At 67.9% G+C, this 26389-nt stretch carries 20 protein-coding genes and 2 riboswitches; of the genes, 6 read left to right on the top strand and 14 right to left on the bottom strand.

Annotated elements, in window-relative coordinates; translation table 11 throughout:
* Positions 1–3: 3 nt before the first annotated feature.
* The 3 genes from FV218_RS00445 (at position 4) to FV218_RS22575 (ending at position 4058) form a co-directional block, all read left to right on the top strand.
* On the top strand, positions 4–3261 hold the full coding sequence (locus FV218_RS00445) for a CusA/CzcA family heavy metal efflux RND transporter (RefSeq protein ID WP_147708283.1): 3258 nt from the start codon (positions 4–6) through the stop codon (positions 3259–3261).
* A gap of 4 nt (positions 3262–3265) precedes the next feature.
* The gene (locus FV218_RS00440; protein ID WP_147708282.1) at positions 3266–3814 is read left to right on the top strand and encodes a threonyl-trna synthetase; all 549 of its coding nucleotides are present in this window, start codon (positions 3266–3268) and stop codon (positions 3812–3814) included.
* A 73-nt stretch (positions 3815–3887) separates the two neighbouring features.
* Complete coding sequence (locus FV218_RS22575; RefSeq protein ID WP_187272914.1) at positions 3888–4058, top strand: hypothetical protein; 171 nt, start codon at positions 3888–3890, stop codon at positions 4056–4058.
* A gap of 38 nt (positions 4059–4096) precedes the next feature.
* Here the strand turns inward: FV218_RS22575 and FV218_RS00435 are convergent, their stop codons facing one another.
* The 5 genes from FV218_RS00435 to FV218_RS00415 form a co-directional block, all read right to left on the bottom strand.
* On the bottom strand, positions 4097–5167 hold the full coding sequence (locus tag FV218_RS00435; RefSeq protein ID WP_147708281.1) for a DMT family transporter: 1071 nt from the start codon (positions 5165–5167) through the stop codon (positions 4097–4099).
* A gap of 224 nt (positions 5168–5391) precedes the next feature.
* Entirely contained in the window at positions 5392–7425 is a 2034-nt protein-coding gene (locus FV218_RS00430) for a TonB-dependent receptor (RefSeq protein ID WP_056091090.1), read from the bottom strand.
* A 222-nt stretch (positions 7426–7647) separates the two neighbouring features.
* A riboswitch (cobalamin riboswitch) is annotated at positions 7648–7848 on the bottom strand.
* A gap of 405 nt (positions 7849–8253) precedes the next feature.
* Positions 8254–8973, bottom strand: a complete 720-nt coding sequence (locus FV218_RS00425) for a cytochrome c biogenesis protein CcdA (RefSeq protein WP_147708280.1) — start codon at positions 8971–8973, stop codon at positions 8254–8256.
* 6 nt (positions 8974–8979) lie between these two features.
* Positions 8980–9369 carry a thioredoxin family protein gene (locus FV218_RS00420; RefSeq protein WP_147708279.1) on the bottom strand — a complete coding sequence of 130 codons (390 nt, stop codon included), beginning with the start codon at positions 9367–9369 and terminating at the stop codon, positions 8980–8982.
* Between the two features lie 35 nt (positions 9370–9404).
* Positions 9405–10205, bottom strand: a complete 801-nt coding sequence (locus tag FV218_RS00415) for a pentapeptide repeat-containing protein (RefSeq protein WP_147708278.1) — start codon at positions 10203–10205, stop codon at positions 9405–9407.
* Positions 10206–10417: 212 nt separating this feature from the next.
* Here FV218_RS00415 and FV218_RS00410 point away from each other — a divergent pair, with 212 nt between their 5' ends.
* The 3 genes from FV218_RS00410 (at position 10418) to FV218_RS00400 (ending at position 14701) form a co-directional block, all read left to right on the top strand.
* The gene (locus FV218_RS00410; protein WP_147708277.1) at positions 10418–11092 is read left to right on the top strand and encodes a Crp/Fnr family transcriptional regulator; all 675 of its coding nucleotides are present in this window, start codon (positions 10418–10420) and stop codon (positions 11090–11092) included.
* A gap of 67 nt (positions 11093–11159) precedes the next feature.
* Positions 11160–11750 (top strand): recombinase family protein, encoded by a 591-nt coding sequence (locus FV218_RS00405; RefSeq protein ID WP_147708276.1) that lies wholly within the window; start codon positions 11160–11162, stop codon positions 11748–11750.
* A gap of 80 nt (positions 11751–11830) precedes the next feature.
* Entirely contained in the window at positions 11831–14701 is a 2871-nt protein-coding gene (locus FV218_RS00400) for a TrlF family AAA-like ATPase (protein WP_147708275.1), read from the top strand.
* Here the strand turns inward: FV218_RS00400 and FV218_RS00395 are convergent.
* From FV218_RS00395 to FV218_RS00355, 9 genes are all read right to left on the bottom strand, one after another.
* Positions 14628–15233, bottom strand: a complete 606-nt coding sequence (locus FV218_RS00395) for an AAA family ATPase (RefSeq protein WP_147708274.1) — start codon at positions 15231–15233, stop codon at positions 14628–14630. The two genes, FV218_RS00400 and FV218_RS00395, sit on opposite strands and share 74 nt — an antisense overlap.
* 50 nt (positions 15234–15283) lie before the next feature.
* Entirely contained in the window at positions 15284–16246 is a 963-nt protein-coding gene (locus FV218_RS00390; RefSeq protein WP_147708273.1) for a hypothetical protein, read from the bottom strand.
* Positions 16221–17039, bottom strand: coding sequence for an ABC transporter ATP-binding protein (locus tag FV218_RS00385; RefSeq protein WP_147708272.1), 819 nt, complete (start codon positions 17037–17039; stop codon positions 16221–16223). Before FV218_RS00385 ends, FV218_RS00390 begins: the two co-directional genes overlap by 26 nt.
* On the bottom strand, positions 17036–18070 hold the full coding sequence (locus FV218_RS00380; RefSeq protein WP_147708271.1) for an iron ABC transporter permease: 1035 nt from the start codon (positions 18068–18070) through the stop codon (positions 17036–17038). Before FV218_RS00380 ends, FV218_RS00385 begins: the two co-directional genes overlap by 4 nt.
* On the bottom strand, positions 18067–18852 hold the full coding sequence (locus tag FV218_RS00375; protein ID WP_238181297.1) for an ABC transporter substrate-binding protein: 786 nt from the start codon (positions 18850–18852) through the stop codon (positions 18067–18069). Before FV218_RS00375 ends, FV218_RS00380 begins: the two co-directional genes overlap by 4 nt.
* Positions 18853–18935: 83 nt before the next feature.
* Complete coding sequence (locus tag FV218_RS00370; RefSeq protein WP_238181296.1) at positions 18936–20888, bottom strand: TonB-dependent receptor; 1953 nt, start codon at positions 20886–20888, stop codon at positions 18936–18938.
* A gap of 147 nt (positions 20889–21035) precedes the next feature.
* Positions 21036–21248, bottom strand: a riboswitch (cobalamin riboswitch).
* Between the two features lie 51 nt (positions 21249–21299).
* Positions 21300–24458 carry a CusA/CzcA family heavy metal efflux RND transporter gene (locus tag FV218_RS00365; protein WP_147708269.1) on the bottom strand — a complete coding sequence of 1053 codons (3159 nt, stop codon included), beginning with the start codon at positions 24456–24458 and terminating at the stop codon, positions 21300–21302.
* Positions 24455–25960 carry an efflux RND transporter periplasmic adaptor subunit gene (locus FV218_RS00360; RefSeq protein ID WP_147708268.1) on the bottom strand — a complete coding sequence of 502 codons (1506 nt, stop codon included), beginning with the start codon at positions 25958–25960 and terminating at the stop codon, positions 24455–24457. Before FV218_RS00360 ends, FV218_RS00365 begins: the two co-directional genes overlap by 4 nt.
* The gene (locus FV218_RS00355; RefSeq protein WP_056220820.1) at positions 25957–26352 is read right to left on the bottom strand and encodes a FixH family protein; all 396 of its coding nucleotides are present in this window, start codon (positions 26350–26352) and stop codon (positions 25957–25959) included. Before FV218_RS00355 ends, FV218_RS00360 begins: the two co-directional genes overlap by 4 nt.
* Between the last annotated feature and the right edge of the window lie 37 nt (positions 26353–26389).

The following is a 26389-nucleotide window of genomic DNA, read 5'->3' as shown; positions in this document are numbered from 1 at the left end:
GCCATGATCTCGAAGATCCTAGACTTCTCCGTCCACCAGCGTTGGCTCGTGGTGCTGCTGTCGCTGCTGGCGGCCTGCTTCGGCGTGTTCTCGCTGACGAAGCTGCCCATCGACGCGGTGCCGGACATCACCAACAACCAGGTGCAGATCAACACGACGGCGCCGTCGCTCTCCCCGGTCGATATCGAGAAGCAGGTGACCTACCCGGTCGAGACCGCGCTCGCCGGGATCAAGGGCCTCGAATACACCCGCTCGCTCTCGCGGAACGGGTTCTCGCAGGTCACCGCCGTCTTCTCCGAGAAGCTCGACATCTACTTCGCACGGCAGCAGGTCGCCGAGCGCATCGGCGAGGCGAAGTCGACCCTGCCGCCGGGGGCCGAGCCCCACATGGGCCCGATCTCCACGGGCCTGGGCGAGATCTACATGTGGTCGATCCACTACGCGAAGGCCGGGGATCGTAAGGTCTCGCCCGACGGCAAGCCCGGCTGGCAATCGGATGGCAGCTACCTGACCCCCGAGGGCCAGCGGCTCGCGACGGAGCTCGAACGCACGGCCTACCTGCGCACGGTCCAGGACTGGATCATCCGCCCCCAGGTGAAGACCGTGCCGGGGGTCGCCGGGGTCGACAGCATCGGCGGCTTCGACAAGCAGTACCACGTCCAGCCGGACCCGATGAAGCTCACCGCCCTCGACCTGTCCTTCGCCGACATCGGCCGGGCGCTGGAGGCCAACAACGCCAATCAGGGCGCCCGCTACCTGGAGGACAACGGCGAGGGCTACGTCGTGCGCGCCGCCGGCCGCCTGGAGACCATGGAGGACATCGGCTCCGTGGTCGTGACCACGCGCGGCGGCGTGCCGGTCCGCATCTCGGACATCGCCGAGGTCCGGATCGGGCGCGACCTGCGCACCGGGTCGGGCAGCGAGGACGGACGCGAGGTCGTCATCGGCACAGCCCTGATGCTGATCGGCGAGAACAGCCGGACGGTCTCGGCCGCCGTCGACGCGAGGATGACGGTGATCCGACGCACGCTCCCGCCCGGTGTCGAGGTCCAGACCGTCCTGAACCGGACCCTGCTGGTCGAGGCCACGATCCGGACGGTCGCCAAGAACTTGGCCGAGGGCGCCGCCCTCGTCATCGTCATCCTGTTCCTGCTGCTCGGCAATATCCGCGCGGCCATCGTCACGGCGCTGGTCATCCCGGTGGCGATGCTGATGACCATGACCGGCATGGTCCAGGGCCGCATCAGCGCCAACCTGATGAGCCTCGGGGCCCTCGACTTCGGCCTCATCGTCGACGGCGCCGTCATCATCACCGAGAACGCCCTACGCCACCTCGCCGAGAGACAGGGGGAACTCGGGCGCAAGCTCGACCTGGAGGAGCGCCTCGTCACCGTGCGCGCCTCGGCCGAGGAGATGATCAAGCCGTCCCTCTACGGGCAGGCGATCATCATCCTCGTCTACGTCCCGCTCCTCACCTTCACCGGGGTCGAGGGCAAGATGTTCGAACCGATGGCGCTCACCGTCATCATCGCCCTGGTCTCGGCGTTCGTGCTGTCGCTGACCTTCGTGCCGGCGATGATCGCCATCGTCATCACCGGCAAGGTCACGGAGAAGGACAACGTCATCATCCGCGGGATCAAGGCGGCCTACCGACCTGTCCTCGGCGCCGCCCTGCGGGTCCCGATGACGTTCGTCGCGGTCGCCCTGGTGCTGCTCGTCGGCGCCGGCTTCCTGTTCAGGGGGCTGGGCCAGGAGTTCATCCCGCAGCTCGACGAGAAGAGCATCGCGCTGAACGCCCAGCGCATCCCCTCGACCTCCCTCACGCAGTCGCAGGCGATGCAGCTGAAGGTCGAGCAGGCGATCAGCCGCTTCCCCCAGGTGGCCTACGTCTTTTCGAAGACCGGTACCGCGGAGGTCGCCTCCGACCCGATGCCGCCGAGCTCGTCCGACACCTTCGTCATCCTGAAGCCGCAGGAGGAATGGCCCGATCCGGACCTGTCCAAGGCCGAGTTGCAGGAGCAGGTCGAGAAGGCTGTCGGGACGCTCGCGGGCAACGTCTACGAGTTCTCCCAGCCGATCCAGCTCCGCTTCAACGAGCTCCTGGCCGGCACCCGCGGCGACCTCGCCGTGAAGGTGTTCGGCGAGGAGTTCGAGCCGATGCTGAAGGCCGCCAACCAGGTCGCCGCGATCCTGCGCGGGACCGAGGGCGCCGACGACGTCAAGGTCGAGCAGACGGCGGGCCTGCCGTTCCTGGAGATCAAGATCAACAAGACTGAGGCGGCCCGCCTCGGCCTGAGCACGTCCTCGATCCAGGACGTCATCGGGGCGGCCATCGGCGGACGGGAGGCCGGCATGGTGTTCGAGGGCGACCGTCGCTTCCCCATCGTCGTGCGCCTGAACGACAAGGTGCGCGAGGACCGCGAGGCCCTGGAGAACATCCCGGTGCCGCTGCCCCCGGGCGTCAACGGGCGGGCCTCCTCGGTGCTCCTGAAGCAGGTCGCGAGCTTCTCAGTCACCGAGGGACCGAACCAGATCTCGCGCGAGAACGGCCGCCGCCGGGTCGTGGTCACCGCCAACGTGCGCGGCCGCGACATCGGCTCGCTGGTGGCTGAGGCCCAGGCCAAGGTCGCGTCCGGTGTGCAGCTGCCGTCTGGCTACTACGTGACCTGGGGCGGGCAGTTCGAGAACCTAGCCTCCGCCCGCCAGCGCCTCATGGTCGTGGTGCCGGTGTGCTTCTTCCTGATCTTCCTGCTGCTGTTCTCGGCCCTGAACTCGGCGCGGGACGCCCTCCTGGTGTTCAGCGCGGTCCCGCTGGCACTGACCGGCGGTATCGCGGCCCTGTGGCTGCGGGGCATGCCGTTCTCGGTCCCGGCGGCGGTCGGGTTCATCGCCCTGTCCGGGGTGGCGGTGCTCAACGGCCTGGTGATGCTGAGCTACATCAAGCAGCTCATCGCGGAGGGAAAGCCCCGTCGAGAGGCGATCCTCGAAGGCGCGATGACCCGCCTGCGCCCGGTGGCGATGACGGCGCTCGTGGCGTCCCTGGGGTTCGTGCCGATGGCCCTGGCGACCGAGACGGGGGCCGAGGTCCAGCGTCCGTTGGCGACCGTGGTCATCGGCGGGCTCATCTCGGCGACCCTGCTGACCCTCGTCGTCCTGCCGGCGCTCTACGCGCGCTTCGCCGGTGCCGTCGCCCCGAGGAAGGCTACCGTCGAGAAGGAGGGTCCCCATGCACGCCCCGTCCTGCCCCAGGCCGCGGAGTAGGACGATGTCTCGCCGCCCCGCGCTCGCACTGGCGATGGTGGCGTGGACAGGCGCGGCCATGGCGGCGGAACCGACGGCGGGCGAGGCGCCGTTCGGATTGGCTTGGGGTCCCGTGGACCGTGTCGATGCACCCTCAATGGTCGACCGCGAGGCGAACCTGACCGGGCTGTACTATTTCCACGACCGTCCGCTCGCCTCAGGACCCGACACCGTCGAGGTGGTCCTGGTGGTGTGCAGGGAGCAGGGCCTCCAGCAGGTCGTCTGGGTCGGTCGGCCGCTCGACGGACCGGCTCATGTCACCGCACGCGAGGCCATCCGGCGCGAGGGGGTGCGCCGCTACGGCGAACCGCGCCCGGGCCTCGCCTCGGGGTCGCTGGCATGGCTCTCGGGCCGGGCTGTCCTGGCGACGCGCACGTTGCCGGACGGCACCCGCGGGTTGGTGATGTCCGTGTCCGGCCCGGATTACGCGGCCTGCTCGGAGAGCCACCGCACCGCCACGGGCCACCCTGCCGGTGCCCACATGTCGGACCTGATCGGCGGGATGGTCCCGTGATCGTGCCGATCCGTCACGGCCTGCAGCGCCCCTCCTCGACCCATGGAACCCATCGGCGGGGGATCAGGGGGCGATGACCGGCAAGAAGCTCGCCCGGCAGATCGGGGAATTCGGCGGCGGAAGCAGGCGCCGACGCAAGGTCAGGCCGCATGTCCTGAGGGCGGCGCGACGGTCATTCCTGATGTCGGCGATGGCCATCGCCGTCGTGTGCGCGCTGTACTGCTGGTTCTACGTCCCGCGGTGACAAGTCTCGAATGCGGCGCCGATTGCCCCCGCGCCGGCTCAACCATGTCCGTGGCGATGGTGAAGGTCGGGGTAGTGCACGTGCTTGTGCCGCATCGGCTGGTGGCGATGCCAGTGGGAGTGGGGCTCGGTCACGGGACCATCGTGGTCGTGGTGGTGATGTTCATCGTGCACGTGCCCATGCTCATGGCCCATCGCCTCGTGCGAATGCTCGTGGTCGTGCCGTTCCGCGAGGTGCAGCCAGAGGCCGACCCCCATCAGGAGCGCGGCGACGACGAGTTGCGGGGTCACGGGTTCCGGCAACAGGACCAAGGCGACGACGGCCCCGATGAACGGTGCGAGCGAGAAATAGGCCCCCGTCCGCGCGCTGCCGAGATGGCGCAGCGCGAACACGAACAGCACCAGGCTGACGCCGACCCCGAGGAACCCGACGACGGCCGCGAAGCCGATCATGCCGGGCGGCGGCAGGCTGGCACCGCGTGCGAGGGCAATGGCGAGGTTGGCGCCCCCGGCGACGAGCCCCTTGGTCAACGCGATCACGACCGGATCGGCGGAGGACAGCTTGCGGGTCAGGTTGTTGTCGACGCCCCAGGCGAGGCAGGCCAGCGCGATCAGGCCGCCGCCCGCGTCGAAATGGACGCCCTGGCCTTGCCACGACAGCGCGACGGCGCCGGCGAGGATGGCCGCCGCGCCGAGCAGGAGGCGGCGGTCCACGTTCTCGCGGAACACCACCCAGGCGATGCCCATGGTCGCCAGCCCTTCGAGGTTGAGCAGGAGCGAGCCCGAGGCCGCTGACGTCCGTGCCAGCCCCAGCATCAGCAACAGGGGACCCGCCACGCCCCCGAACAGCACCACCGCGAGCAGCCACGGTGCGTCCGACCTGCGTAGGGGGGCCTCCGGCGCCTCGATCCGGAGGGCGGACCGGCTGCCGTGGACGGCGGCGAGGCCGACGCCCGCACCGAGATACAGGAGGCCAGCCAGCGCCTGCGGGTCGACCGATCCCAACAGCAGCTTGGCGAAGGGGGCCGATGCGCCGAACAGGACGGCGGATGCCAGTGCCAACGGCACTCCGGGCCAGAGGTGCGCGTGACGATGGGCGTGCTCGAACATGCCGCATGATAGCACTGGCGAAGAATGCCGTATCCGTCCTGTGATACCGTTCCATCGAAGCCAAGACCGCCCGCAGCAGCGCGAGCACGTGCCTTTGGTCGCGCTAAGTTGCCCCAAGTTGTCGAGTAGCGGTTAGGATTTAACGCTCGGTACCGACTGCACCCGACCCGACCCGGGCGAAGTAGCCCATCTCCGTCCTCCCCGACATCGGACGTTCGAAGATCCTAGAACCGACCCGCCAGGGTCAGCCTTACCGCTGTCGGCTCGACCGGATGGAAGTGCCGGTCGGCGACGCCGTCCGCTCCCTCGCCGGGTAGGCGCGAGGTGTAGAAGTAGGTGATCTGGTCGGCCTTGGCGTTGGTGAGGTTGAGGACGTCGAGGGAGAGGCTGACCCCGTTCTCGAAATTGTAGCCGACGCGGCCGTTGAGCAGCGCGGTCGGCTTGGAGCGGACCGAGTTGTCCTCGATCAGGGGGCGCGGCCCAAAGTACCGAAACCGCATCGAGCCGAACCAGCCCAAGCCCTCGCCAAAATTGAATCCGGCCGACGCGATGGTGGTCGGGGCCTCGGGCACCCGGTTGCCGGCAGGGTCCCGGTCCGCAAAGCGGGCGTTGGTGACCGTCAGGTCCCCCTCCAGCGAAAGCCAAGGCGTGACCGCGTAGCGGTTGGTCCACTCGACGCCGAAGCGCCGCGTGGGGCGGCTCGGCTCGGTGGTGCCGGTGTCGCCCTGGAACAGGTTCTCGGAGGCGAAGTCGAGTTGGAACAGTGTCACCGCCGTCTCCAGGCCGGCGATGCTGCGGTTGCGCAGGCCGATCTCGGACCCCGTCGAGGGCACCAGGAAGGGCGAGCGGCTGATGTTGAACAGCGGGCTTGCCGGATCGACGGTGGCGGTCACGCCGCGAGCGTCGTTCGAGTGGAAGCCGCCGCCGTAATTCACGAACAACTCGGTATCGAACCAGGGACCGAGCACCAGGCCGAGCTTCGGGTTGACGATGCTATCGCGCGCCTTGCCGGAGTTTGCCGCCGTGTCGGATACGACGTCGGCGTAGTAGGTATCCGCCCGGAAGCCGACGCTGGTGCGGAGCCAGTCGGTCCAGCGTAGCCGGTTCTCGTAGTAGAACGCCCCGCTCGCCTCCAGCACGCGGTCGTCGAGGACGGTCGAGCGATACTGCCGGTTCGTGGTGTTGAACAGACCCACCCGGATCGAGTCCGTTCGGGTCTGGACGCCGATCTCGTTCTCCATCGGCATCCCGAACAGGTCGCCCTGGAAGGTATGGCCGACCTCGCCGCCGCCGAGTACCCGGCTGTCGCGCTGGCGGAACTGGTCGCCGTTCACCGGGTCGTTGAGGAAGTAGGTGAAGTCGTTGAACAGGTTCATCTGGTAGCGGATGAGGTAGGCGTTGGCCCGCGTGATCCCGATGTCGCTGGTCTGGCTCCAGCGCCCGGAGAGTGAGAAGCGGCCGGTATCGCCGCCATCGGTCGGGTTCAGGGTGCCGAAGCGCCCGATGATGCCCTCCGAGACCGCCCGCTCCGGGATCTGGTTGGTGGCGTTCCACTTGGCCCAGTAGGCCATTCCGGTGAGCGAGAACCCGTCCAGCGCCGTGCCCTGGCTGTAGCGGACGACGCCGTTGAGTTTGCGTAGGCGGTCCGGCACGTCCCACGGACCGTCATAGGTCTGGGCCTCGCCGGCCACGAGGAGGGTGCCCTGGCCGAGCGGCGTGGAGGCGATGGTCAACGCTCGCTTGAAACCGAAGGAGCCGAACGAGGTCAGGGCGAGGTTACGGTCCACCTTGTCGAGGTAATCGATCCGCACCGACCCGGCCGAGGCGAAGTCGCCGTCGCGGACGAAGTACGGCCCCTTGTGGAACTCGACGGCGCCGACAAGTTCGGGGATGAGGAAGTTGAGGTCGGCGTAGCCCTGCCCATGGGCATGGGTCCGCATGTTCACCGGCATGCCGTCGACCGAGATGGCGATGTCGGTGCCGTGGTCGAGGTTGAACCCGCGCAGGAAGAACTGGTTGGCCTTCCCCTCCCCAGAATGCTGGGTAACGATCAGGCCCGGCACGCTCTCCAGAACCTCGCCGGGTCGGGTGATCGGGCGGCTGTTGATCTGCGCGCCTGAAATCACTCCAGCGCTCGCCGCATCGACAGTTCTGAGGCTACCGCCGATGCCAGTGACACCGCCGACGTACCCTGCGCTCGCGGCAGGCCCGGTCGTATTGGTGGCTGGCGCCTCCGCCGTCACTGAGAGTTCCGCCAGATTGGCTTCTGCTGCCTGGGAAGAGGCTCGTTGAGCCTGAGCGCCGTAGGGTACGAGGCTGGCGCAGGAAGCGAGCAGAAGGGCTTGGTAGGCGGGCCGTGAACGAACGGGCGACATAGGACCTCGGGCGACGTCTGTGGCACGTCACCGCGAAGACGCCGGTCCGCCCGCGACATGCGAACGCCTCGACACCCACCAGGACACCCCGCCCGATGCGTTTCGCGTGTGACCACGACTGACGGCAGGTCTCCTGGCTCGCGGGTCACCGCCCTCTCATCGTCTTCCCAGATCCTCGCAGATCCAGTGACGTGTTGATGATGGGCTCGCCGCTTACAGTTGCGGGGGCAGCCGCGGCATCGGGCCAAGCCCTCACCGCGTTCCCTTTTGATCCTCCGAGGAGGAACCGTCAGGCACAAGGAGCCTCATCAGGCGACACAGCGTCAATGCCGGTTCGAGACTTTCCAGGTCCGTGTGCTCGGTAGGTGACAAGCGAACCCTTGGGAGCGCTCGCTTGGAGTGACCGCGTAACGCCTGCTTCGAACGTTTGCTGCTTGAGAGCGGACCGGCGGAAATCCACCCAACCCGGTCATTCCCGGGTGTCCGTTAGACGGTCGTCGAGCGGACACCCGGTGCCAGCATCTGAGGCCACCGGTCGTCCTTCCCGGGCCACGTCTCACAAGACCCGTACGATGGTTTTCTCGGTAACGGGGGGACTACCGGACACGATGAGAAGTCGAAGGGCCTTCTTGAGGCCCACGGTCGCAAGGCCTACGCCCGGCGGCAGGACCCCGTGGCCACCAAGCCGAGGGTGGTCCCAGCCGGTGCCGTTCAGAGCCTGGTGGTGAGGTTGGTCAGCCAGGCCGGTGAGGCGTTGACCAAGACGGTCTCGGCCGCCTTGTCGTAGCCCGAAGCGATCATCAGGCCAGTGGTCACGAGGATGAGACCGAGCGCAGCCTTCAACCCTTTTCCCAGCCCCATTATCCGGTCGCGCCAGCGCATCAACACCTCTCGCGACAACGTGCCGAGCAGGAGCAGCGGCAGGGCTGCGCCAAGGCCGAACAGGAGCATGGTGAGCGCGACCACGCCAAGGTCGCGACCCTGGGAGGCGAGCAGCGAGGCCGCCCCGAGGGTCGGTCCGACGCAGGGGCTCCAGACCGCGCCAAGGAGCATCCCGACGCCGAACTGGCCGAGCAGGCCGGCGGTCGAGAAGCCGCCGAACCGGCTCTCCGTCCAGTTGCTCACCGGACCGGCGGCCACAGCGAGCCGCGTCTGGGCCGCCGGGACCATCAGGACCAAGCCGACCAGGATCAGCATGACGGCCGCGCCGGTCCGGAAGATGCCGGCATCGAGGCCGATGGCGAACCCCACGGTCGCCACGAACAAGCCGATGACCACGAAGGACAGGGCGAGGCCGGCGGCGAGCGCCGCCGGGCCGAGCCTGTGCTCCGACGCCGCCGCGCCGAGCACCAGCGGCAGCAATGGCAGCACGCAGGGTGACAGCACCGAGAGGATGCCGGCGAGGAAGGCGAGGCCCAGGCTCGTGACCATGACGGCTCAGATCGCCTTGTCGAGGAGCGACGAGATCGCCTCGGGCTTGGTCTCGCCGGCCGAGCGGCCGGTTTCCTTCTCGCCCTTGTAGGTGATGAGCGTGCTCTGCATCGTCGCGCCGAACTTCTTGACCACGTCCTTGCGGCTGTCGAAGTCGACGTCGAACACCTGCAGGTCCTTGAACTTCGGGTCGGCCTCAAGCTTCGACAGGATCGGCTTCTGGGCAGCGCAGGTCGTGCACCACGGGGCGGTGATGTGCACGAGGATCGGCTTGCCGGCCTTCTGGGCGGCCTCGAACGCGGCGGGGGTGTAGGTCATCTCAGCAGCGCCGGCGCCGGTTCCGAACAGCATGGGGGCGACAGCGAAGGCGGCGAGTAGGATGCGTCGGGTGGTCATTGGTGCTGATCCTCGGATGGCGGGATGAAGTGGGCTCAGTTCGAGACCTGAGTAATCGCGCGGTCGACGTTCACGCGGGCCGACCAATCCTTGGCACTGTCCTGTCCCTTGAGGGACACGAGGCGGGCGCCGCTCACGTCGACGTTCTTGAAGTCGGCGCCTGAGACGGTCGCCCCGGTGAGGTTCGCGCCCGATAGGTCGGAGCCCATCAGCACCACGTCGGTCAGGTCGGCATCGGTGAGGTCGGCGTATTCCAGGCGCGAGCGCCCAAGGTTCGCGCCCTTCAGGTTGGCGCCCTTGAGGTTCACCGAGACGAACACCGCCCGCATCAGGCCCATGGACTGGTTCTTGATGTCGGCTCCCCCCTTGAGATCAACGAGGGTCGCCCCGGCCATGTTGGCGCCCTTGAAGTCGCCGATGGGCATCGACCGGCTGAGGTCGGCCCCGCTGAGGTTCGCATCGCGGGCGGTGATGCCGAACATCTTGGCGCCGACGAGCTTGGCGCCCGAGAGGTCGGCCTTGATGAACCAGGCCTGCTCCAGGTTCGCGCCGGACAGGTCGGCGCCGCGCAGGTTGGCCTTGTTCAGCCGGGCGGTGCGCAGGTTCGCGCCCTTCAGGTTCAGCCCCGACAGGTCAAGGCCGGCGAGCGCCTTGTCGGAGAGGTCGATGGGCTTGCCGTCGGCCTTGGCGATGAGGGCCTCGACGTCGGCCCGGGTCATCTCGGCCTTCGTCATCGCGGCCGAGCCCATGTCGGCACCGAGTAGGAGGTCCTGCTCAGCGTGGGCTGGGGCGGCCAGCAGCACGGAGGCGAGCAGAAGGAGGGCGAGGCGGCGCATGGTTTCTCCCGGTGTTCTGTCCCGGAACGTCGAAAGCCTGCGCTTCCTCACGGTATGGCCGGAACGGTTTTTTGTTCAGTGGCGACAGTGATATGGAGGATCGTTCCGAGCGTATGTGACCCAGGTCACCGAAGGCTGCGGATTCCGAAGCGGCAACGCTCGAAACGAGGGCATGGTGGCAGTGAACGACCGCCAGCCCCGGGGAGGACACCATGCGGAGCGCCCATCAGGTCGAGCGTTGGATCGAGCGTTTCCCGCTCATCCAATGCTTCAGTGCCAGCCACCTCCAGATAGCACGCGGCACAGTGCACTTCCCCGTGCTTGAGGCCGGCGCGGTCGCTTACGAGCTCCAGGGCGCGTGCGCGAACTACCTCATGTGCATCGACGGCCGGACCCGGGTGTTCCGCATGTCAGAGGGCGGCCGGGAGATGTTGATCTACAAGGTCGGGGCCGGGGGTACCTGTGTCCTCACAACCCAATGTCTGCTGTCGGGCGACGGCTTCCCGGCTCAAAGCGTAGCGGAGGCCCGGACCGAGCTGGCGGCCTTGCCGGCGGACACCTTCCGTCAGTTGATGCGCGAGAGCGACGAGTTCCGGAACTTCGTCCTCGACGACTACACCAAGCTCCTGTCGGGCATGTTCGACCTGGTCGAGGAGGTCGCCTTCGCACCGTTGGAGCAGCGCCTGGCGCGTAGGCTGCTGGTTGAGGCCGATGCGGAAGGCATCGTCTGGAAGACGCATCAGCAACTCGCGTCGGACGTCGGCAGCGTGCGCGAAGTCATCAGCCGCCTCCTAGGCGAGTGGGCCGATGGCGGCTTGGTCGAGGTGCGGCGTGGGCAGGTGCAGGTCATCGACCGCGCCGGTCTCGCTACCGGCAGGCCGAACTGACGGCGCTTTCGAGTTCATTTCCGATGGACGATAGCGGCGTTCCAGCCCGCGGGCCTACAATCCTCTCATGACCTCGATTCTCATCGGCTACGCCCGCTGCTCCACCGACCGGCAGGACCTCGCGGCACAACGGGCCGCGCTGGAGGGGCTCGGGGTCGCGCCTGACAGGATCTACACCGACCATGGGCTGACCGGGACGAACCGGGCCCGCCCCGGCCTGGATCAGGCGCTGGCCGCCGTTCGGACCGGCGACACCTTGGTCGTGCCTAAGCTGGATCGCCTAGCGCGCTCGGTCCCGGATGCACGCGGGATCGCCGACGCGCTGATCGAACGCGGGATCAAGCTGGCCCTGGGGGCGAGCGTCTACGATCCGGTGGACCCGATGGGGAAGATGTTCTTCAACATCCTCGCCACCTTTGCCGAATTCGAGAGCGACCTGATTCGGCTGCGAACGCGCGAGGGCATGGCGATCGCGCGGTCCCGGGGAAAGCTGCGTGGCAAGAAGCCCAAGTTGTCCGACAAACAGCAAAGGGAGCTGCGGCGAATGCACGGTACCGGAGAGTACGCGATCAGTGACCTGGCTGAGCTTTTCACCGTGTCTCGGCCCACTGTCTATCGAACACTCTCAAGCGGAACACGGTACGCCTCCGGACCGTGATACCCGTTAACAACTTAAGGTTGTTAACCTAGTTGCCTTCCGCTATTTGCCGATGTCCGGTTTCTATCTCAGGTCGCTGCATGCCCACTCCCATCGGCCATCATCTCGGCGCGGTTTGGCTCAAGCTCGATTTTCAGTGTCACACGCCACGCGATCGTGGCTGGAACGGTTCACCGAACCTAGCTGGGGGCAATGCCGGTCTGGAAGCAGATCGCCATGCATGGGCCGACTCCTTCGTAGCTGAGGCCATTCGAAGGGGGCTTGGTGCCGTCGCGGTCACGGACCATCATGACGTCGCCTTCTTGCCCTACATCATCGACGCCGTTGGCAGAGCCCCACCCGAAACTGCACCGGTGGTCTACCCAGGCATCGAGATAACCTGCTCCGATAATGTGCAGTGCCTCGCAATCTTCGAGCCCGGCACCGAACCCGGCCTTTGGCGCCGGCTCCTCGCGAAACTCGTTGCCGTCATCGAGACCGAGGCACACGCCGACCGGACGACGCAAATCAGGCATTGTGGCCTGGACGTCGAGAAGTTGTTCGAGGTGGTGGCCGCGGACGAGCAGCTTGCGCCGCGAACGATGCTCATCCCCCACTTCAGCCGCGACGACGCTCACAAATCTCTGAATGCCGAGGGCTACGCCCCTCGATTCGCCCGACTGCCCTGCGACGGGGTCTACATCGAATGCTCGCATGCCGACCTCGACCAGCCGACGCTCGACAAAGCGTACGGTCGGATCGAGGAATGGGGCCGCCGCCGACGCGCGATCCTGGCGACCGGGGACAACAAGAATGCGAACTGGGATCGCCTTGGATCGCATCACTGTTGGGTGCGGCTGGGTGAGCCAACCGTTGAAGCCCTGCGACAGGCTTTCCTCGCCGACGAGGCTCGTATCGTCTACCTCCGGCCTCAGCTGCCGGCCAACAGGGTCGTCAGGATCGAGGTCCAGTCGACCATCACGGGTCCTGACCCGCTGTCGATCGTGGTCAACGACGGTTTCACCGCACTGATTGGCGGCCGCGGCTCGGGAAAAAGCGCCGTGCTCGAATTCCTACGTTTCGGGCTCGGCAAGTCCGAGGTGGACATAGCGCCTGAGGAAAAAGCAGGACGTAAACCACGCGAACGCGAGCGGACGCTGATCGACGAGACGCTGCGGGGCGGTTGGGTTGCGGTGGAACTCGACAGGGGCGGTCTTCGCGAGCGTTGGAAGCGATCCGGCGACAATCCGGCGACCATCGTGGTGGTCACTCAGGGCGCCGACGACGAGGCGATCACGGTCGCGGACGCGCAGCGTCGATTCCCTGCCCGTGCGTTCCATCAGAAGGAACTCTCGACCACGATGGTCGACCCGGAGGCCGCTGCGGAGAACATCACCGGCATCGCCGCGGCGGAGGTCATCGAAGAGCGTCGGCGGATCGATGCCGAGATTGCTGCGATGAAACGTGAGGTCACGACGGCCCTCCAGGACTTAGCCGCGCATTGGCAAGCCGAACTGGAGCTCACCCGAGCGCGGGGACGGGTCGCCGACATGCGGCGAAGGATCGATGCGGTTCGCGTAAGGATGGCGGAAGGCGGCGTTCAGGAGGCTGACCTGGCCATCATCCGTGAGGCCCCACGGTATGGACGCGCACGAAACTACCTCGACGATGTGGGGAGGCGCATCAACGAGGACCGTGACCGTATCGGGGCGGTCATTGAATCGCTCCTCGTCGTCGATCGAGGTCGATACGGCGATGCCCTCGACTTCCCGCCCGTTGCAACCCTCGACAAGCGTCTCACCGAGATCCGTACAAACATCGACGCCCGCCTCAGGACGGTGCTTCAGGATCTCAACGAACTTACGACGGAGCGCGACCAGGCCGGCGGGGCGTTTCAAATCATCCAGCAATCCTTCGAGGAGGGCTACGCGAAGGCTCGCGAGCGGCAAACGGCCCATAGCGCACTCATCAAGGAGGCTGAGACGCTGGCCGGACAGCTAGAGGAACTGGAAGCACAGGAGACGCGCGCTCTCGAACGTCTCAATGTCACCCACGCGGCGCCGGCGGGACTCAGCGATGCACGCGCCAAGTTGGCCCAGTTGGTGTTGGACCGTCGAGCCTTGCTGGGTCGAGCAGCAGCCGAGGTGGCTGAGAAATCTGCCGGCACCCTACAAGCCCGCATATCCAAGGATCGCCGGCCGGTGGAATGCGTGCAGTCCCTGTGCGCCTGGATGGAAGGATCGATGATCCGGAACTCGGATCGTAGCTGCTCGGATTGGGTCGAGGCGATCTGCAAGGACGGCGGCCAGGGGTGGGCCGCCTTATGTGACGAGCTGCTCAAGGTCTACCGCGACAAGATCATGGCCGGCAGCCCCCCAGAACCGGGCGCAGAGGCTATCGTGGAGCTCAAGGCGCTGATGTTCGGGGGGCAGGAGAAAATCACAGACAACCAGGCTAACCGGCTCTACACCCGTCTCAGCGATCAGAGCGTCGAGATCATGCTGTCCGCCGTGCCGCGCGACTCCATCGCGCTCACCTACGTCAGCGACGGGCAAAAGATTGCCTTCTCCCGCGCCTCCCCCGGCCAACAAGCGTCCGCCCTGTTGGAGTTGCTTCTACGTCAGGAGGCCGGGACCCTCATCGTCGACCAGCCAGAGGACGATCTCGACAATCGGGTAATCATGCGCATCGTCGAGCGGATACGCACTTCGAAGACCGCGAGGCAGATCATTTTCGCGACCCACAACGCCAATCTCGTCGTCAACGGTGATGCCGACAAGGTCGTGACGATGGTCTCGACTATCGCGGAGGATCGGGCTCCGGAGGGGACGACGCACGTTCGTGTCGAGGTCGATGGTGCAATCGAAACGCCTGCCGTCCGTCAGGCCGTGACACGGATCATGGAGGGTGGGCTTGAAGCCTTCGACCTGCGAGCTCGTAAGTACGGTGTCGAAGGTACGCAGCGTCCATAGCCGTGAAGTTGGTAGCACTTGGTAGGGTTGAGTAGGGGCACAAATGGACCTCGACCTGCTGCGGCGGCAAGCTACGCCACCACGCGTCCGGGGATTGGAAAACCTCGTAGGTGAACCGGAGGACCTCATCCGGCTGGCGATGCGACGGGTCCACGCGACCGCGCTCGTCGTTGCGGGCCTTCAGGACCTCCCACGGCACGTCGAACACCTTCCACGCCACGGTGAGCCCGTGTCGGGCGACGATCCCGAGTTCGCGCTCGAACACGGGTCTGGTGAGATGTGTGTCCGCCATCACCACGCTGAAGCCGCTCGTCAGGGCGGCATCCAGGGCTGCTTCCTTGACCCGGTGCAGGAGGTCCCGGGCCGCATCGTCATGTGAGCCCTGCCTGAGTTCCCAGTAGACCTGCCGGTGCGGCGGCCAGAGGGTCTGCCGGAAGTCGTCGAGGGTGAGGTGAACCCAGCCGGCGAGAGGGTCGAAGCGGCGGGCGTAGGTCGTCTTCCCCGCGCCCGGGCAGCCGATCAGGCCGATCACCCTCTGCGGTGCCCCCGGACGATTCCTGCCGGGCACCGTCCGGGTCACGGTCAGGCCGTCGCCTCCGCATCCTCGTCGTCGCTCGCCGAGCCCTCGATGATCTCGCCCCGTAGGTAACGAGCCTGGGCCTCGGCGACCCGGCGTGCGCCCTGGGCGTGGCGGGTCGACACCGTGCCGCCGGGCGCCTCGGGCCCGCCGCGCTTGATGGCCACGAGTTCCGGATCACCCCAATGGTCGAGCATCGCCTGGAACGCTTCGTAGCGGCCGGCATCGAAGGCAATGCGGTCGCCCATCATGTCCTTGTAGGGGTGCGCCGGGTGCAGGCCTCCGCAGGGGACCCAGCCCGCCGGGATCGGCGTCGTGGCGGCATGGGTCCGACCGCTGCGCAGGAGCTTTGGCAGTACGTGCGTGTGCGGACCCTCGGGGCTGGTGCCGCCGGACCCGGGGATCGGGGCATAGACCTCGACGCGACCGACCCGCGCCAGGAACACCCGGTGCGGGCTCATGGCGACGAGGTGCGGCCCGATGGGGTTGGCGTGGTCGAACAACGGCATGCCGACGCCGGCCCGCAGCCGCTCGACGGCCTCCGGATCGCGCACCCGCACACAGGCATCCACGGCGAGCAGGCCGAGGCCGAGGTCAAACAGGATGCCGTCGCGATCCTCGACCCGGGCGGCGTTTCGGTCGGGCCCGAGCTCCGTCACCACGGTCCTGCGGTTCATCGCGCAGGTCGCCTCCGGCAAGCAAAGCGCGATGGCGTGGTTCCAGCCGGACGAAACGGCCGTCTCGTAGGCGACGGGCCGCAGGTCGGAGCTCGGGGTCAGGGCGATGGCCCCGCGCGCGGTCGCAAGTCCCAGGCGATCGTCAGGGAGGGCCAGGACAGGCTCGTCCGGATCGCGCATGAACTCGGCGATGGCACCGAAGCTGCCGAGGCTCCAGGCCGTGCTCGGATCGGCCAGTGCCTCGCGCAGGAGGGCTACGACAGCATCAGGGCTGGTGGGGGAAGGCTGCATCGATGTCCTCCGGATGTGGCCCTGAACGGTTCCAGGGCAGGATGTAGGGGGTTCCGTCCGGTCCAGCCCCACGGCAAACCGTGACGCCGAAGACGTCCGAAAGTAGCCGGTCGGTCAACGCAACGTCCGGGTGTCCATCGGCGGCGACACGTCCCTCGCCCAGGACCACGATCCGGTCGCAGAACCGGGCCGCGAGGGAGAGGTCGTGCAGGACGGCGACGACGCCGGTCCCGGCCCGGGCCACGCTCCGCAACAGCGTCATGGCGTCGAGCTGGTGGGCAGGGTCGAGGGCGGTGATCGGTTCGTCGGCCAACAACCACTCCGCTTCGACGGCGAGCGCCCGCGCCAGCAGCACGCGCATCCGCTCGCCCGAGGACAGGGTCGGTTCGGTCCGCTCGGCGAAGCGCGCGACATCGGTCCGTGTCATCGCTCGGTTTATGGCGGCATGATCTGCCCCATCGAGGCCACCGAACGCGCGTCGATGCGGCAGCCTGCCGAGGGCGACGAGGTCACGCACCTGCATCGGCCAACCGGCCCCCGCGCCCTGGAACAGCACCGCGATGCGCTTGGCGCGCGCGTCGCGGGAGATGCCCTTGAGCGGCATACCGTCGAGATTTACGCGGCCCTCGGTCGGGGCGACCAAGCCCGCGACGGTGCGCAGGAGGGTGGTCTTGCCAGCGCCGTTCGGACCGACCAGACCGACGAGGGTCCCGCGTTCCAGGGACAGGGTGATATCCGACAGGATGGCACGCCCGCCGAGGCGGACATCGAGGGCTGCGATCGCGAGGCTCATGCGCCGCGTCCTCGCTCACGCAGGAGGAGCACGATCAGAAACGGTGCCCCAACGAGCGCAGTCACCACACCGAGCTTGAGTTCCGGGCGCGTCGCCAGGAGACGAACGCCCAAGTCCGCGGCAAGGACCAGGGCGGCCCCGGCGAGGCCACTCGGCCACAGGCTGGCACCAGGGCGTGCGCCGACCAACGGTCGCACGAGGTGGGGCACCACGAGGCCGACGAAGCCGATGGCGCCGCTGACGGCGACGCCGCTGCCCACGGCCAGCGCCGCGCCCGTCACGAGGCGCAGGCGGACCGAGACCAGATGGAAGCCGAGGCTCGCGGCCGTGTCCTCGCCCAGCGTCAGGGCATCGAGCGCGCGAGCCGTGGACAGCATCAGGCCCCAGCCGACCGCCATCAACGGCAGGCATAGCCAGACATGGTCCATGCTGCGGTCCGCGAGCGACCCCATCAGCCAGAACACGATCTCCAGGGCCGCGTAGGGATTGGGCGAGAGGTTGAGCGCCAGCGCCGTCATGGCGCCGGCGAGGCTCGACAGGGCGACACCGGCGAGGATCAATCCCAGCGTGGTGCCTCCCCTTGCGGCAACGAGGTTCAGGGCGAGCGCCGCCACCGCGGCGCCGGCGATCCCGCCGAGCGGGAGGGCGAGGCTGAGGGAGGCCGCGAACCCGCCGTAGAACACAACCACGGCCCCGAGGGCCGCAGCCGAGGAGATGCCGAGGATGCCGGGATCGGCGAGCGGGTTGCGCAGGTAGCCCTGCATCGCCGCCCCGGTCAGCCCGAGGCTGAAGCCGACGAGGCCCCCGAGGAGGGCACGGGGCAGGCGTAGCTCCCAGAGGACGAGGGCAGGCAGTGTCGCGCGTCCTGCGAGGAGGTCACCGGCCGCCGCCGTTACGTCGAATGGGGCGTACCCGACCGCGATGGACGCCAGCGTCAAAACGAGAACCAGCAGGCCAAGGAGCCCGACGATGCCGCGTGGTCCGACGACCGCGCGTTCGATCCGGGTAGGAGGTTGAATGGGTGCGTTCATGGCACTGCCCGTTCGCGTGCGGCGGCGGCGAGTAAGGCCACGACCTCGGCGACCTGCGGACCTGGACAGGTCCAGAGCCGGTTCGGAATCGAGACGGTACGCCCCTGCCGGCGCAGCGCGTCGAGGACGGGATGATGCAGCAGGGCATCGGCCAGCGACGGCGCGCCGGGCTCCCCCTCGTCGAGGACGATGAGGTCGGCGTCGGCCAAGGCCGCCGCTTCCAGCGGGACCTGGCCGAAGCGGTCGCGACCGAGTTCCGCCGCAACGTTGACGAGGCCGGCGGCGCGGATGATCGCATCGCCAAGGCTGCCGGGTGCCACCGTGAAGGCGTTCGGACGCATCACAAGGGCCCGCAAGGGTTTGGCCGCCGGCATCACCTCGGCCAGCCGAGCGTCGAGGTCCGCGACCATCGCCTCGCCGCGCGCCGGGTGCCCGAGGGCCGCGGCGACGGTCCGGATCTGGGCCCGCACCCCCTCGAAGTCGTTGGGTACGCCGAGTTCGAGAAGGGGGAAGCCGACGCGCTTGAGCAGGCCCACCGTGGTCCGCGTCGTGAAGGCACCGGCAACGACGAGGTCGGGCCGGAGGGCGACGATCTCCTCCGACAGGCCGCGTGTCACTGCGATGCCCGTCGCCTCCCGCGCGACGGTCGAGCCGCGTGGGTCATGGGCGAGGTAGGTCACGGCGGCGACCTGATCGCGGTCGGCAAGCCGAAGGACGAGCTCGTCCGCGCAGAGGTTCATCGAGACGACGTGCCGGGGTCCCCCGGATGCCGGGGCGGCCATCCCAGCGGCAATCGACCAGATTTGGCTGACCGCCAGCATCGCCGTTAGGACCGCGAAGCCGGACCGTCGTGCCATCGGCGGTCTCAAAACGCGGTCAGGCGGACGCCGCCGTACACGGCGAGGCCTGCCCCGAGGAAGCCGGTGGGGTTCTCGTAGCGGCGGTCGAATAGGTTATCGACCCGCCCAAACACGCTCACCGTCTCGCTGACGTCGTAGTTCACCGCGAAGTTGACCAGGGTAAAGCCCGGGTTCTTGAGCCGGGCCACCGAGAAGTCGCGGTTGCCGTCGACGAAGTGGCCGAGCACGATCACGGTCCCGCTGACGGTCAGGCCCGGGAGGGGGGTCCAAAAGGCTGTCGCGCTGCCCTTGTGGCGGGGCCGTCGCAGGAGCTCCTGGTTGGTGATCTCGTTCTTGGTCACCGTGTTGGTGTAGTCGACCCGGCCCGTAAGGGTATCGGAGAACCGGACAGCGACGAAGGCTTCCGCCCCGTACGATTCGGCCCGGCCGACGTTCTCGTTCGAGGTGAACGTCGCGTTCGAGGTGATGAGGTTCTTGAAGTCGTTGGCGTAGTAAGTCGCGCCGACGAGGACGCGGTCCCCCAGGGGCTGCTCGATGCCGGCGTCGTAGCCGAGGCTCTCCTCAGGCCTGAGGTTCGGGTTGGCGAAGAAGTTCGAGGCCGGGAAGCTCTGGAACAGCTGGCTCAGGGTCGGCGCCTTGAAGCCGGTGCCGACGCTACCTTTGATCCGGGTCTCGGTGAAGGGCAGAATGTAGCTCGGCGCGACGCGGAAAGTGGTGGCCGGCCCGAACGCGTCGTTCTCGTCGTGGCGGATGTTGGCCACGAACGCCGCCCGCTCGAAGGGCGTTAGCTGCACCTCCCCGTAGCCGGCCGTGTTGCCGTTCCTCGCCCGCAGGTTGCCGGCCCCGAACGGGCTCGGGTCGGTGGTCGACAGGCTCTCGTCGTCACGCTGCGCCCCGAACAGGATCAGATTGCCGGGCGAGAGCTGGTAGTCCCCGCGGTACTCGTAGCGCGTGCGCTCGCCCAGGCCCGTTGTCGCGTCCGGCGTGGCAAGGGGGTCTAGGGGGCCCTGCTGTCTGTTGAACAGGTTCGAGTAGTTGATGGCGAAGAGGTTGTGGAAGCCGGCGAACGGCGTCCATTCGGCCTCGTTGCGGGTGAAGACCTGCTGCACGTCGGCGGCACTCCGGAACGCCGCCGGGAAGGCCGGGAAGGTGCTGAAGTCGGTGCCGGTGAACAGGAGGCGGGAATTGATGAAGCGCGTCACCGAGTTGATGCGGAAGGTGTCGGTGAACTGGTAGCCGAACTTCGCCGAGACGGTCTCGTTGTCGTAAAAATTCGGATGGATCGCCCGGCCGAGCGGGACGAGGTTCGGCGGCGTCACCGGCGTCGCGGCCGCACGGAAGTGCTGGATCGAGACCGAATAGTCGAAGCCGTCCTCCGACCCGCTGATCCTGCCGCTTTGGTTGAAGGTACCGAACGAGCCGCCCTCGATCCGCGCGGTGGCCCTGGCCGGTCCCTCGCCACGCTTCGTCGTGAAGGAGACCGCGCCTCCAATGGCGTCGCTGCCATAGAGGCCGCTCTGGGGACCCCTGAGCACCTCGATGCGGGAGAGGTCGTCGGTCAGGAGTTGCCCGAAGTCGAAGGAGCCGTTCGGGTTCGACGGGTCGGTCGCGTCGATGCCGTCGATGAGCACCTTCACGTGGTTCGAGTTCGAGCCGCGAATGAACACCGAGGTCTGACCGCCCGGGCCGCCGGTCTGCACGACGTTGAGGCCCGGTACCTGCTGGAGGGCATCCGGGACGGTGCGGCGCTGCTGGGCCTCCAGGGTGGCGGCGGTGAGCACGGTGACGCTTGATCCGACCTGGTCGACGGGCGTCGGCACGCCGGTGGCGGAGACGGAAAGCTCGGAGAGCGTGACGGCCGCCTCGGCCCCGCGCGGGACATCGGCGAAGGGGGCGGCGGCCTGTTGCGCGAGCACGGGACCGGAAAGGGCGGCGCAGGCGAGCGCGAGCGTGCGCAAGCACGCGGTTCGGGAAGGAAAGGACACGGGACAAGCCTCGGGCGACGTCTGTGGCACGTCACCGCGAACGAGGCCTGGGCGCTTGCCTGCCGTTAGGGCAGCCGGGCGCCTCGACACCCATCAGGACACCCCGCCCGATGCGTTTCGCGTGTGACCACGACTGACGGCAGGTCTCCTGGCTCGCGGGTCACCGCCCTCTCATCGTCTTCCCAGGCCCGAAGACCCAGTGACGTGTTGATGATGGGCTCGCCGCTTACAGTTGCGGGGGCAGCCGCGGCTTCGGGAAGGCCCTTTCGGACCTCATCCTCACCGCGTTCCCTTTTGATCCTCCGGGGAGGAACCGTCGGACATACAGGACCTGAGGGAATGGCCCAGCGTCAATGTCGCTTCGGGGTTTTCCGCCCTGTGTGTTCATAACGTTACAAGTCGGGCCTCGGGGTCGATGGCATTCGGTTCGGACCGCGGCAGTCCCCAGCCCTTCACCAGGCCGTAGACCGCAGGGATTACCACGAGGGTCAGGACGGTCGACGAGACCATGCCGCCGATCATGGGGACCGCGATCCGCTGCATAACCTCAGAGCCCGATCCGGTGCTCCACAGGATCGGCAGGAGCCCGGCCATGATGGCGACCACCGTCATCATCTTCGGACGCACCCGCTCCACCGCGCCGATCATGATGGCCCTCCGCAGGTCGGCACGGGTGAGTGCCCGTCCGGCGCGGTCGCATCCGGCCCGGATCTCGGCCAGCGCATGATCGAGGTAGACCAGCATGATCACCCCGGTCTCGGCCGCGACGCCTGCCAGTGCTATGAAGCCGACGGCCACCGCCACCGACAGGTTGAAGCCCATCCACCACATCAGCCAGACCCCGCCGACGAGCGCGAACGGCAGCGACAGCATCACGATCAGGGTCTCGGTCAGTCGACGGAAGTTGAGGTACAGCAGCAGGAACACGATCAGCAGCGTCAGCGGCACCACGACCTTGAGCCGGGCCGTCGCCCGGTCGAGGTACTCGACCTGACCGCTCCACTGCACGAGGGTACCCTGCGGCAGGCTCACCTCTTTGGCGACCGCCGCCCGCGCCTCGGCGACGTAGCCCCCGAGGTCGCGACCGGCGACGTCGACGTAGATGAAGACCGCGAGTTGCCCGTTCTCGGTCCGGATCTGGGTCGGGCCACGGTTCAACTGAACCTTGGCGACCTCACCGAGCGGTACCGTGCCCCCACCCGGGATCGGCACCTGAACCTCGGAGGCGATGGAGCGCGGGTCGGAGCGGAAGGCGCGCGGGTAGCGTACGTTGACGGTGTAGCGCTCGCGGCCCTCGACGGTGTTGGTGACGCTCTCGCCGCCGAGCGCCATCCCGATCACGTCCTGCACGTCGCCGACGGTCAGCCCGTACCGGCCCAGCGCCTCGCGGTCGGGGGTGATGTCGAGGAAGTAGCCGCCCTGCACCCGTTCGGCGTAGGCGCTCGACGTGCCCGGCACCGCCTTCACCACCGCCTCGACCTGGCGGGCGACCTTCTCCATCTCGGAAAGGTCCGTCCCCAGCACCTTGATCCCGACCGGCGTACGGATGCCGGTCGAGAGCATGTCGATGCGGGCGCGGATCGGCTGGGTCCAGGCATTCGAGACCCCGGGGAACTGGAGCGCGGCGTCCATCTCGGCCTTCAGGCTCGCCGTCGTGACCCCGGGTCGCCACTCCGCCTTCGGCTTCAGGTTGACGATGGTCTCGAACATCTCGGACGGCGCCGGGTCGGTCGCGGTGTTGGCCCGACCGGCCTTGCCGTAGACCGAGGCGACCTCGGGGAACGACTTGATGATCCTGTCCTGGGTGGCGAGCAGGTCCCCGGCCTTGGTCACCGAGATGCCCGGCAGCGTGGTCGGCATGTACATCAAGGTGCCCTCGTCGAGGTCGGGCATGAACTCGGAGCCGAGCCGGCTCGCCGGCCATGCCGTCGCCGCCAGGACGACGAGGGCCAACAGGATGGTGAGCACCCGCGCCCGCAGGACGCCTGCGATGAGCGGTCGGTAGATCCAGATCAGGAGTCTGTTCACCGGATTGCGGTGCTCCGGAATGATCCGGCCCCGGACGAATAAAGCCATCAACGCCGGGACGAGTGTCAGGGACAGCACCGCCGCCGCGGCCATGGCGAAGGTCTTGGTGAAGGCCAGCGGACCGAACAGGCGGCCCTCCTGGCTCTCTAGCGTGAAGATCGGCAGGAAGCTCACGGTGATGATGAGGAGCGAGAAGAACAGCGACGGCCCGACCTCGCTTGCGGCCTCGATCAGGATCTCGACCCGGCGCTTGCCGGGGTCCGCCCGCTCCAGGTGCTTGTGGGCGTTCTCGATCATCACGATGGCGGCGTCGATCATGGCGCCCACCGCGATGGCGATGCCGCCCAGGCTCATGATGTTGGCCCCGAGCCCGAGGGCCTTCATGCCCGCGAACGCCATGAGGATGCCGACCGGCAGCATCAGGATCGCCACCAGCGCGCTGCGGACGTGGAGCAGGAACACGACGCAGACGAGGGCTACGATGACGCTTTCCTCGATCAGCGTGCCCTTGAGGGTCTCGATGGCCGCCTCGATGAGGTGCGAGCGGTCGTAGACCGGAAGGATCTCCGTGCCCTCGGGCAGGCTGGCGGCGACATCGGAAAGCCGGGCCTTCACGTTCTCGATGACGTTCAGGGCGTTGGCACCGAACCGTTGCAGGACGATCCCGCCGGCGACCTCGCCGTCGCCGTTCATCTCGGTGATCCCGCGGCGCTCGTCGGGACCGAGCTCGACCCGAGCCACGTCCTTCACCCGCAGGGGTGTGCCCGCCTCCGTCCTCAGGACGATGCTCTCGATGTCGGCGACGCTCTTGAGGTAGCCGCGGCCACGGACGACGAACTCGAACTCGGAGAGCTCGACGGTACGGCCGCCGACGTCGGCGTTGCTCGACCGGATCGCCTCCCGGAGCTTGGACAGGGTGATGCCCTGTGCCCGCAACCGGTTCGGATCGACGACCACGTTGTACTGCTTCACGAAGCCGCCGACGCCGGCGACCTCCGCCACGCCCTCGGCCCGCGACGCCCCGAAGCGGACGACCCAGTCCTGCAGCGACCGGAGCTCGGCCAGCGTGCGCTCCTTGGCGACCACGACGTACTGGTAGACCCAGCCGACCCCGGTCGCGTCGGGTCCCAGGGTCGGGGTGACGCCGGCCGGCAGGCGTTTGGCCACGGTGTTCAGGTATTCGAGCACCCGGCTCCGGGCCCAGTACGGGTCGGTGCCGTCCTCGAAGATGACGTAGACGAACGACACCCCGAAGAACGAGAAGCCGCGCACGACTTTCGACCGGGGCACCGTCAGCATCGCGGTGGTCAGGGGGTAGGTGACCTGGTCCTCGATGACCTGGGGCGCCTGCCCGGGGTACTCGGTGTAGACGATGGTCTGGACGTCCGAGAGGTCCGGGATCGCGTCGAGCGGCAGGGTCCTCAGGGCGTAGAGCCCGGCTCCCACCGCGAAGACGGTCCCGATCAGCACCAGCACCAGATTCCGGGCCGACCAGGCGATGAGGCGGGCGATCATGGCGCCTTCCCCTCGGCGGCGGCCTGCGGCCCGGGATCGGGCTTGGGTTCCGAGAGCCCCTGCAGCGCCGCCTTCAGGTTGCTCTCGGCATCGATGAGGAAGTTGGCCGAGGTCACCACGCGGTCGCCGGCGACGATGCCGTCGCGGATCTCGACGTAGCCGTCGCCGCGGGTGCCGAGCCTGACCGGCCGCGGTTCGAAGCGACCCTCTCCCCTGTCCAGCAGGACGATCTGCCTGGTGCCGGTGTCGATGACCGCGTCGTCGGGCACCGCCACCACCGGCCTGTCGCTGCCGGTGGCGATCGTCACGTCGGCGAACATCCCCGGGCGCAGGTCGCCGTTCGGGTTGGGCAGCTCGATGCGCAGGCGGGCGGTCCGGGTCCCCATGGCGAGGTGCGGGTAGATCCGGGTCACCGCGCCGGTGAAGACGCGGTCCGGGAACGTCCGGGCGCGCACGGTCGCCGTCTGGCCCTCCGCCACGGCAGCCAGGTCGCGTTCGGTGACGTCGGCCAGGACCCAGACCCTGGAATGGTCGACGAGCTTGAACAGGGTGTCGCCGGACTTGGCGCGCATGCCGTCCGAGACGTTGCGCTCGACCACGACCCCGTCGCGGGGCGCCGACCACGTGATGGTGGAGGGCACCTTCCTGGTGCGCTCGATCTCGTCGATGACCTCGGGTGGGATGCCGAGGTTCTCCAGGCGGCGCCGGGCGCCCTCGTAGCCGATGCCGGTGAGGTACTGCGCGGCGGCCGCGTTCATCTCCGGCGAGAATAGGCGCAGGAGTGGCTGACCCTTGCGGACGTGGTCGCCGGTGGTGACGGCCTCAACCTTCTCGATGAACGCGTCGGTGCGCATCGCGATGACCGAGATCCGGCGCTCGTCCTCCTCGATGGCGCCCGGCGCGCGCACAGGCATCGACAGGACGCGTCGCTCGACGACCGCCGTCCGGACCCCGGTGCGCTGGAGCTTGCCGGGCGAGATTTTTACGGTGCCGTCGTCGGTGTCCTCCCCCTCGTAGACGGGGAGGTAGTCCATCCCCATCGAGTCCTTCTTGCGGGTCGGCGAGGTGTCCGGCAGGCCCATCGGGTTGCGGTAGAACCGCACCTTGCGGGCGCTCGCGGGCATCGTGGCCTGACCCATGGCCATGTCGCCGTGCCCGGCGTCGGGCATCGCCTCCGCCTCGTCGGGTTCGTCGAAGCGCACGTCCTCGCTGGCGCGGACGGCGCGAAAGTCGCGACCGTCCGCCGTGCGCCTCAGCTCGGAGGCGTAGTCCGGCTTCCCGTCCGGGTCCTGATAGTAGACGACCGGTCCCGTCGCCTTCGCCGCGTCCGATGCCTGTATCGGGGAAGCCGGCCGGGGCGTGCCCGGCAGCCAATGGGCGAACCCGGTCCGCGCCTGCTGGACGAGCGCCGGCACGGGGCTGCCCTCATGCCCCGCGCCAAATCCCAAAACCCCCGCCGCCAGCGCGGCGAGGGTCCCGGCGGCCCATGCCGTCCGGCTCACTTGGTGGCCTTGAACACCAGCTTGTTCTCGACGGTGCCGGTCTCACCCTGGACCTTGGCCCCGAGCGAGAGGCGCCAGCCACCGGCCATCGTCAGCTTCGCCTTGAACCGGTAGAGGCCCGGCTCCGGCGACGGCAGCTGCTCGATCTTCGAGGTCATCTCCTCCATGCTGTCGGGCGCCATGTCGATGCGCTTGGCGAAGATGACGGCGTTCGGCACGGGCTTGGACGTGCGCTTGTCGACGAGGCGGACATCGAGGATGGCCTCCCCCTGCTTGGCCTCGTCCTTTACCAGTTGGAACTCGTAGTCCTTGGTGTCGGCCCGGGCCGCGGCGGTCAGGGCGAGGCCGAGCAGCGCAGCCGTCAGGGCGCGCGAAAACGATGTCTTGGACACGGTCGTTGATCTCCTGAAAATGATGTGACCCGGGCCT

This window comes from Methylobacterium sp. WL69 (assembly GCF_008039485.1).
In the GTDB taxonomy this organism is placed as follows: domain Bacteria; phylum Pseudomonadota; class Alphaproteobacteria; order Rhizobiales; family Beijerinckiaceae; genus Methylobacterium.
The sequence above is the reverse complement of the archived record's forward strand: the minus strand, read 5'-3'. Positions and strand labels throughout refer to the sequence as shown.